The organism is Candidatus Methylomirabilota bacterium (genome assembly GCA_035709005.1).
In the GTDB taxonomy this organism is placed as follows: domain Bacteria; phylum Methylomirabilota; class Methylomirabilia; order Rokubacteriales; family CSP1-6; genus 40CM-4-69-5.
In genome coordinates this window covers 26,140-35,007 of record DASTFB010000094.1, presented here as the reverse complement: position 1 = coordinate 35,007, position 8,868 = coordinate 26,140, and the positions used below count along the sequence as shown (strand labels likewise).

At 70.7% G+C, this 8,868-nt stretch carries 6 protein-coding genes; 1 reads left to right on the top strand and 5 read right to left on the bottom strand.

What is annotated here, in order from left to right:
• The coding region (locus VFR64_17580) for an adenylate/guanylate cyclase domain-containing protein (protein ID HET9491552.1) at positions 1-1,398 on the top strand (1,398 nt) is incomplete at its 5' end.
• 6 nt (positions 1,399-1,404) lie between these two features.
• Here VFR64_17580 and VFR64_17575 read toward each other — a convergent pair.
• The 5 genes from VFR64_17575 to VFR64_17555 all read right to left on the bottom strand — a co-directional run bounded on the left by VFR64_17575 (position 1,405) and on the right by VFR64_17555 (position 8,819).
• Positions 1,405-1,806: a hypothetical protein gene (locus VFR64_17575; GenBank protein HET9491551.1), complete on the bottom strand. Its 402-nt coding sequence runs from the start codon at positions 1,804-1,806 to the stop codon at positions 1,405-1,407.
• Between the two features lie 45 nt (positions 1,807-1,851).
• Positions 1,852-2,784 carry an N-carbamoyl-D-amino-acid hydrolase gene (locus tag VFR64_17570; protein ID HET9491550.1) on the bottom strand — a complete coding sequence of 311 codons (933 nt, stop codon included), beginning with the start codon at positions 2,782-2,784 and terminating at the stop codon, positions 1,852-1,854.
• Positions 2,785-2,868: 84 nt separating this feature from the next.
• Positions 2,869-6,237 carry a GAF domain-containing protein gene (locus tag VFR64_17565; GenBank protein ID HET9491549.1) on the bottom strand — a complete coding sequence of 1,123 codons (3,369 nt, stop codon included), beginning with the start codon at positions 6,235-6,237 and terminating at the stop codon, positions 2,869-2,871.
• A gap of 69 nt (positions 6,238-6,306) precedes the next feature.
• Positions 6,307-7,749, bottom strand: coding sequence for a sigma-54 dependent transcriptional regulator (locus VFR64_17560; GenBank protein HET9491548.1), 1,443 nt, complete (start codon positions 7,747-7,749; stop codon positions 6,307-6,309).
• Positions 7,746-8,819 (bottom strand): ATP-binding protein, encoded by a 1,074-nt coding sequence (locus tag VFR64_17555; GenBank protein ID HET9491547.1) that lies wholly within the window; start codon positions 8,817-8,819, stop codon positions 7,746-7,748. The genes VFR64_17560 and VFR64_17555 overlap by 4 nt, the downstream gene beginning before the upstream one ends.
• Between the last annotated feature and the right edge of the window lie 49 nt (positions 8,820-8,868).

Genomic DNA, 8,868 nt, shown 5'->3' with positions numbered 1-8,868 from the left:
GTCATTCCCACCGACGAGAGCGGACAGCTCCTCATCAATTACCTGGGTCCGCCGAAGACGATCGCCCAGGTGTCCGTGACCGACATCCTCAAGGGCCGTACGGCCGCCGGCACGTTCAAGGATCGGCTCGTGCTGGTCGGGGCCACCGCCCTGGGCACCTATGACCTGCGAAACACGCCGTTCAGCCCCCTGTATCCCGGGACGGAGGTTCACGCGTCGGTCATCGAGAACATCCTCACCCGTAGCTTCATGGCCAGGCCCCAGTGGTCGCGGATCTTCGATGTGCTGGCGATCGTCACTCTGGGTGGGGTGGTGGGGGCCGTCTTGCCGCGGCTCAGCCCCATCAAGGGGGTCGCGTTCGCCGCCGGGCTGTTCGCGCTGTACGTGCTGGCCGCCCGGGCGTTATTCGTCCACGCCCACGTGTGGCTCAACATGGTCTACCCCCTGCTCACGCTGTCGGGGACGTACACGGCCCTGACGGCCTACTACTACGTCACCGAGCAGCGGCAGCGGAAACAGGTCAAGGACACGTTCCGCCAGTACGTGGCCCCCCTGGTGGTCGAGGAGATGCTGAAGGATCCGGGCCGCCTCAAACTGGGGGGCGAGGAAAAGGTCCTCACCGTGCTGTTCTGCGACCTGGAGGGCTTCACGTCACACTCCGAGCGGTACTCCCCGCCGGAGATGGCCGAGATGCTCGGCGAGTACTACAACCGCATCACCGAGCAGGTCTTCATCCATCGGGGCACGCTCAAGGAGTACGTGGGCGACGAGCTGATGGCGATCTTCGGGGCCCCCCTGGAGCAACCGGACCACGCCGTGCGGGCGTGCGCGGCGGCGCTCGCCATGCGCGAGCAGCGTCTGGCCCTGGCCGCGGAGTGGGCGACGGTGGGGCGCCCGCGCCTGCGGGCGCGCACGGGCATCAATTCCGGCCCGATGCTGGTCGGCAACCTGGGCTCCAGGTACCGGTTCGCCTACGGCGTGCTCGGGGACCAGGTGAACCTGGGCTCGCGGCTGGAAGGGCTGAACAAGGCGTATCGCACGGACATCCTCATCGGTGAGAACACGGCCCGCCTGGTGGAGGGCGAGTTCCTGCTGCGCGAGGTCGACATGGTCCGGGTGATCGGCCGAAGCCAGTCCGTGCGCATCTACGAGCTGCTGGCGAAGCACGGCGTGCCGGTCGCGCTCGAGCAGGAGAAGGCGTTGCGCTCGTACGCGGCGGGGCTGGAGGCCTACCGCCAGCAGGTCTGGGACGAGGCCCTGGCCCTCTTCACCCAGGCCCTCACGCTATGGCCGGCGGACGGCCCCTCCAGGACGATGGCCGAACGCTGTGAGCACTATCAGAAGACGCCGCCTCCGGAGCAGTGGGACGGCGTGTTCGAGCAGGAGTTCAAGAAGTAACGCCGCTCAGGGCGGCTGGATCAGCCCGCCGCCCCCTCGTGGCCCGCGGCCGCCGAGGCCGGGGATCGGCCGGTCCGGCACCACGATGGCCGAGGAGGCCTCGCGGCGGAGCTCCTGCAGCTCCCGGATGGTCCGCTCCACGGCGGACTGGGCCTCGGCCGCGAACTTGTCGATGGCCTCGGCCAGTGAGCGGGCCTCGATCTCGAAGGCGATCGGCAGCGGCCCCGCCGGGGTGAGCATCTGGGCCTCGCCGACGTAGAGCACGCGCCGGCTCGGGTCCGTCACGCCCTCGGGCTTGACGGGCGTGAGCACCCGGATCGTTCCGATCCGGCGATCCGTGAACGAGTCCTCGCGATACAGATTCGCCGGATCCATCTTGAGCTGCGCGGCACTGGGATCAGTCGACATGTGGGGGACTCCCTCGCGCGTCATTATCCCACGAGAACGGATCGACTAGGCCGGCGGCGTCGCTCCTGTCCGCTCCACGATCATCCGGTAGTGCTCGGGCCGGCGGTGGCGGGCAAAGTCGAACACGGTCGTCTTGTAGGCGGCGCAACGCTCGAGGTCGCAGCGGGCCACCACGAGCTCGTCGTGCAGCGTGGTGGCCATGGCCACCGTCTCCCCGGACGGCGCGACGATCTGGCTCTGGCCGATCATGTCGCAGCCTTCCTCGCGGCCGCACTTGGCCACGCCCACCACCCAGGTGCCGTTCTGGTAGGCCCCGGCCTGCATGACCAGGCTGTTGTGGAAGTTCGACAGCGCGTCCTGCTCGGGCGCCGGCGGATGGTGCACGGGCGTGTTGTAGCCGAGCAAGACCATCTCCACGCCCTGCAAGCCCATCACGCGGTACGTCTCCGGCCAGCGGCGATCGTTGCAGATGCACATGCCGAGAAGGCCGCCGAAGGCCCGCCACACGCCGAACCCCAGGTTGCCGACCTCGAAGTAGCGCTTCTCCAGGTGCTGGAAGGGGCGCCAGGGCTCGTGGGCGGCGTGGCCGGGCAGGTGGATCTTGCGATACTTGCCGACGATCTGCCCGGCCTCGTCCACGAGGATCGAGGTGTTGTAACGGTGCACCGCGCCGTTGTCGCGGGTGAGCTCGGCGTAGCCGAGACAGAAGCCCAGGCCCAGGCGCCGGGCCTCGTCGAAGAGCGGCCGCGTTTCCGGCCCGGGCATGTCCCGCTCGAAGAACCGGTCCACCTCCTCCTGGTCTTCCATGTACCAGCGGGGAAAGAACGTCGTCAGCGCCAGCTCGGGGAAGACCACGAGGTCGCAGCCCCGGGCCTTGGCGTCGTGCAGGAGCGCGAGCAGGCGTTTGACGACGTCGCTGCGAGACTCACGGCGCGCGATGGGGCCGAGCTGTGCTGCTCCCACGGTGATGGTCCGCATGCTGTCGCTCCTGGCTGGTGGTCTTGGCGGCGAGTGGGAATGCTGACACAGGGCCGGGGCCGCTGCAACCTTTCGGCGCTGGACTCAGCCGCCCAGGGCCTCCCGAACCTGGGCGGCCAGGGCCTCGGCCGTGAACGGCTTGAGGAGCAGCGCCGCCTCCGGGTCGAGCGCCGCTTGATCGAGCGCGGGATGCTCGACGTACCCCGACATGTAGAGGACGCGCAACCCGGCGCGCTCGGCCTGCAGTCGCTGGGCCAGGTCGAGCCCGCTCATCTCCGGCATGATCACGTCGGTCACGAGGAGATCGATAGGGCCAGCGTGCCGGGCCACCAGGGCCAGCGCCTCGCTCGGCCCCGCGGCCGTGAGCACCGTGTAGCCATAGTCGGCGAGGATCTCCCGGGTGAGGTTGCGCACGCCTTCCTCGTCCTCCACCACCAGCACCGTCTCGGTCCCGCGGGATTCCCCGGCCGGCCGCCGCCAGGCCTGCGCCGGAGACCGGTCGCCCAGGCGGGGCAGGAAGGTCTTGAACGTGCTGCCCCGACCCGGCTCGCTCACGACGGTGACCTGGCCTCCCGCCTGGGTAACGATGGTGTACACGGTGGCCAGCCCCAGGCCCATTCCCTTTCCGCGCTCTTTCGTGGTGAAGAACGGCTCGAAGAGACGGGCCTGGACCTCGGGGCTCATCCCCACCCCGGTGTCGGTGACCGTGATGACGGCGTGGTCCTCACTGGCGGTGGTCTCGATGGTCAGCCGGCCGCCCTGAGGCATGGCATCGCGCGCGTTGACGGCGAGGCTCACGATGACCTGCTCGATCTGGGCGGGGTCGGCCCTGACGCATCCGGCGGCGGGATCGAGGGCCATGACGAGCACGACGTCTTCCCCGATGACCCGGCGGAGCATGGTCTCCAGGCCGCCCACGATCGTGTTGAGCTCGATGACCGTGGGCTGCTGGACCGGACGCCGGCTGAACGACAGCAGGCGGCTCGTCAGCGCCACCGCCTGCTCGGCGGTGCGGTCGATGGTCTCCAGGCTCGGCCGCAGCCGATCGTCGGGCCGGAGCCCACGCAAGAGCAGCTGACTCCGTCCCCGTACCACGGTGAGCAGGTTGTTGAAGTCGTGAGCGATGCCGCCGGCCAGCCGGCCCACCGCCTCCAGCTTCTGCGCCTGCTGCAGCTGCTCCTCGAGACGCCGGCGCTCGGCCTCGGCCCGGTTGCGCGCGGTCACGTCGATGACGGCCACCAGCCGCGCCGGGCGCCCGCCGAACACGATGGGGTGCGCGACGACCTCGACGTCGATGACGGAGCGGTCCTTGGTGAGGTGCCGGGCAGGGCCCGAGCGGGGCGCGCCGTCCGCGCTGCCGTCGTTCCCGGCCCCCTGGATGTCCGTCACCCGCAGTCGCCGAAACTCCTCGCGAGAGTAGCCGTACCGGGCGACGGCCGCCGCGTTCACGTCCAGGATCTCCAGGCTGTCGGTGGCGAACACGCACATCGGCAGGGGGGCATCGTCGAAGAGGACCCGCAGGGTCTGCTGGGCCGCCCGCTCGCGGGCGAAGAGCCGGCTGGTCTGCGCGGCGATGGCCGCCTGGTTGGCGATGCCTTCGGCCAGGCGTAGATCCTCGGGCCCCAGCTGGCGGGCGTGCTGCCACCAGACGGCGAAGAGCCCGCCCGCAGCCGACGCGTCCACCGTCATGGGCACGAAGAGCAGCGTGCGGCAGGGGAACCGGGTGATCAAGCCCCGGTCGATGCGCTGATCCAGGGACGCCTCGGCAGCCCAGACCGCCCGGCAGTCCTGCCAGGCGTCCTCGACGAAGGCATGCCCGCGGAACGGCACCGGATAGTGGCGCAGCTCCTCGAGGAGCCCGGACGGGATGTGATAGCCGGCCAGGGGACTGAGGGCTTGCCCGTCGTCGCTGGCCAGGTAGACGGCTGCCGTGTCGGCGCCGAGGGCGCGGGCCAGCTCGCGAGCCACCCGGCGGGCGGTCTCCGTCAGGTCGAGGGTGGCGCCGACGGCGCCGCCCACCGCCAGCAGCGTCTCGGTCTGGCGCAACCGCTCCTGGGTCTCCTCGTGGAGGCGCGCGTTCTCGAGCACCAGGGCGGCCTGGTCGGCGAAGGCCTGGGCCAGAGCGATCTCTTCCGTGGAGAACACGCGTCCCCCACCATCGGCGACGGCCAGCGCGCCCACGACGGCGTGCTCGGTGACAAGGGGCACGGCGAGGGCGGCCCGCAGCCGGCTCGCCTCGATGGCGTCGCGGGCCTCGGGCGGATAGCTCAGCCGCTGATCGGCCAGGACGTTGCCGCTGGTCAGCGATTGCTGCTCTCGCACGGCCAGCCCGGGCAGGCCGACGCCCCGGGGGAGCACGGTCAGCGAGTCGGACTCACCCGAGAGGGCAAGCACGCGGAGATCGGCCGACGCCGGGTCCTTGCGGTAGAGCACGGCCGATCGCGCGTCGAGCAGGGTCCGGATGCTGTCCACCACCTGGCGGGCGACGGCCTCCGGGTCCAGCGACCGCGAGATGAGCCGCCCCACGTCGGCCTGGCTCTCCGCGGTCCGGCGTCGCCGCTCGGTCTCCACGTGGAAGCGGGCGCTGGCCAGGGCCAGGGCCGCCTGGTCGGCGAAGGTCTGGGCCAGCCGTACGTGCTCCCCGGTGAAGTCGCGGCCGGTCCGGTCGGCCACGCCCAGGGCGCCGATGACGTTGCCGCCGACGACGAGGGGTAGCGCCAGCAGCGCGCGATCGGCCGACGCGGCGATCCGCTTGCGCACCTCGGTGGCGCAGACCACCCGGGGATCCTCCAGGACGTCGGCCGACATCACGGCGCGCCGCTCCTCCAGCGCGACAGCGAGCAGGCCGGTACCCCGCAGCAGGATCGGGCTCCAGTCCCCGTCGGCCCCCGGCGCCGCCGAGACCGCCCTGGAGATCAGGTGACCGGAGGTCGCGTCGAGCTCGTACAGGGCGGCGGCCCGCGCCCGGAGCAGCGCCCGCGTGCTCGCCGCGATCTCGCGGCTGACCCCCGCCGGGTCCAGAGTCTCGGCGAGCTGCCGTCCCACCTTGGCCAGCGCCAGCAGCTCGGCCCGGAGCCGGTGGCGCTCGATGGCGTACCGCAGCCGGCGGACCACGAGAGCGGGGTCCAGACGACCGCTGTCCACGTAATCCTGGGCTCCGCCGCGGAGGGCTTCCAGGGCCAGGCGGTCGTCGGCCTGGGCGGTGAGAATCAGGATGGCGGTCTCGCCGGCGGCGGCCTGGATGCGGGCGAACGTCTCGAGGCCCTGGGAATCCGGCAGCGCGAGATCGAGCAGCACGGCGTCGAAATGGCGCTCGGCCAGGCGGGATAGCGCGACGGCCAACCGATCGCTGGCCGCCGTCTCGAACCCCGCCCGGTTCAAGGCAGCCAGGATCAGGACGACCTCGTCGGCGTTGGCGTCTACGACGAGGACTGTCGAACGCTCGGCGTCAATTGGCGTGAAAATATGTCTGCGGAGAACTATACGGAGGGCGCCGCGGACGTGTCAACAAACGCCGGGAGGTCACTCGCCGGCGGCGGTCGTGTCCGGGTCGATTCCGTGCTCGGTGAGCTTCTTGCGCAGGGTGTTGCGGTTGATTCCCAGAATCTGGGCGGCCCGCATCTGGTTGCCGCCGGTTTCCCGGAGCACCGCGCGCAGGAGCGGCTTCTCCACGAGGCCGAGCATGAGGTCGTAGAGGTTGGCATTCCCCCGGTGGCGCAGGCCCCGCACACACTCCATGAGCTTGCGCTCGATGATGTCCTCCAGTGAGGCGTCCATGGCTACCGAGGCCGCCGCCGACACGGGCCCGATCGGCAGATGCTCGGGCAGGATGACCCCGGGCCCGGCCAGGACCATCGCCCGCTGCACGACGTTCTCGAGCTCCCGGACATTGCCCGGCCAGGCGTAGCCCACCAGGCGGTCGAGGCTCTCGGGGGCGATCGCGCGCTCGCCGAGCTCCTCGGCGTACTTGGACAGGAAGTGCTCGACCAGGAGGGGAATGTCCCGCCGGCGCTCGCGCAGCGGCGGCAGGTTGATGGTGACGACGTTCAGGCGGTAGTAGAGGTCCTCGCGGAAGCGCCCGTCCTTGATGAGGGCGTCCAGATCTCGATGGGTGGCGGCCAGGACCCGCACGTCCACGGGAATCGCCTCCCGCCCCCCTACCCGCTCGATCACCCGCTCCTGGAGCGCGCGCAGGAGCTTGCTCTGGAGCTCCGGCGGCATGTCGCCGATCTCGTCGAGGTAGAGCGTCCCGGTGTGGGCGAGCTCGACCTTGCCCAGACGCCGCTCTTTGGCATCGGTGAACGCGCCACGCTCGTGGCCGAACATCTCGGACTCCAGGAGCGTCACGGGAATGGCGGCGCAGGAGACCGCCACGAACGGCCGGCCGGAGCGGCGGCTGTAGTGGTGGACGGCCCGGGCCACCAGCTCCTTGCCCGTGCCCGACTCGCCCCGCAGCAGCACCGTGACGTCGGTGCTGGCGATGCGGCCGATGATCTTGTACACGTCCTGCATCCTGGGGTGCCGGCCGATGAGGGCGCTGAACTCCCGGACTTCCTCCAGGCCGCGCCGGAGCCTCGTCACCTCCTGGCTCAGGCGGGTCGCCGTCAGGGCCCGTTCGGTCAGCAGCAGGACCTCTTCGAGATCGAAGGGCTTGGTCAGGTAGTCGTAGGCCCCACGCTGCATGGCCTTGATCGCGGTCTCCATGGTGCCGTGGGCCGTCATCATCACGACGCAGGCATCGGGCCGGATGGCCCTGAGACGCTCGAGGACGGTCAGGCCGTCCACGCCCGGCATCCGGATGTCCAGGAAGACCAGATCGAACTGGTCGGCCTCGAAGGCCTGGATGGCCGCCTCGCCGTCCGCCACGGCAGTGACGTCGTACCCGGTCTGACGCAGCCCCCGCTCGAGGACCCAGCGCAGGCTCTCCTCGTCGTCGGCGATGAGGATTGCCGCCGGGGGCGTCACTTGGCGACCGGCAGGAAGCACGTGACGACGGTGCCCCGCCCCTCCGTCGAGTCGACCTGGATGGCGCCGCGATGCTCCTCGATGATCCGGTGGCAGAGGGCCAGGCCCAGCCCCAGGCCACGCTCCTTCGTGGTGAAGAAGGGGTCGAAGATCCTGGCGCGGACGGCGGCCGGCATCCCGGGCCCTTCGTCGGCGACCTGGGCCTCGACCATCGGACGCTGCCCGCCGCCCACGTCGACCTTGCCGTAGAGCGGGTTGAGGCTGACGCGCGTCGTCAGCGTGAGCCGGCCGCCCTGCTTCATCGCGTCCAGCGCGTTCACCACCAGGTTGTGGAACACCTGCAGCAGGCGGTCCTCGTCGCCGAGGATGGGCGGCAAGCTGGGATCGTAGCGCCGCACGAAGGTGACGTTGGCGGCGCGGGCCGCCTCCTGGTGGAGGAGGGTCACGCGCTCCAGGAGCTGGTGGAGGTTGAGCGGAGCCCGCCGGACCTGCACCGGGCGCCCCAGGTCGAGCAGCATCTCGATGATGCGGTTGACGCGATCGACCTCCTTCTTCAACACGTCGGTGTATTCCTGCAGGCGGGAGTCGGCCCCCAGCTCTCGAGCCAGCAGCTGCACGGCCCCGCGGATGGCGCCGAGCGGGTTCCGGATCTCGTGGGCCAGGCCCACGGCCATGCGACCGGCCGCAGCCAGCGTCTCGCCACGGCGGACCTCGTTTTCGAGCTGCCGGATCCGGGAGAGATCGCGAACAACCACCACCGCGCCTTCCACTGACCCGTCCCGGGCGAAGAGGGGCGCGGTCACGACGCTGACCGGGACGGTCCGTCCCTCGACGGTGTCCAGGACCGCCTCGGGCTCCGAGCGGCCTTCGCCCGAGGCGATGGTCTCGGCCAGCCGGCTCACGAGCGAAGCGCCGGGCGGGAACACTTCCTTGACCACCCGCCCCTGCACCCGCCGGGCCGAGCGCCCGGTGAGCTCCTCCGCCGCGGCGTTCCAGAACACGATGTGCAACCCCGCGTCCACCGCGACGACCGCATCGGGAAGCCCGGCCAGCACCGCCGGATAGTTCATGTTGAACAGGGCACGGGCACCCGGGCTTCGCCACGCCCGTGCCCCGCCG

Excerpts from the sequence above, each read along its gene's own strand:
- VFR64_17570 (HET9491550.1), bottom strand. The coding sequence starts at position 2,784 with ATGCGGACCATCACCGTGGGAGCAGCACAGCTCGGCCCCATCGCGCGC.
- VFR64_17575 (HET9491551.1), bottom strand. The coding sequence starts at position 1,806 with ATGTCGACTGATCCCAGTGCCGCGCAGCTCAAGATGGATCCGGCGAAT.
- VFR64_17555 (HET9491547.1), bottom strand. The coding sequence starts at position 8,819 with ATGAACTATCCGGCGGTGCTGGCCGGGCTTCCCGATGCGGTCGTCGCG.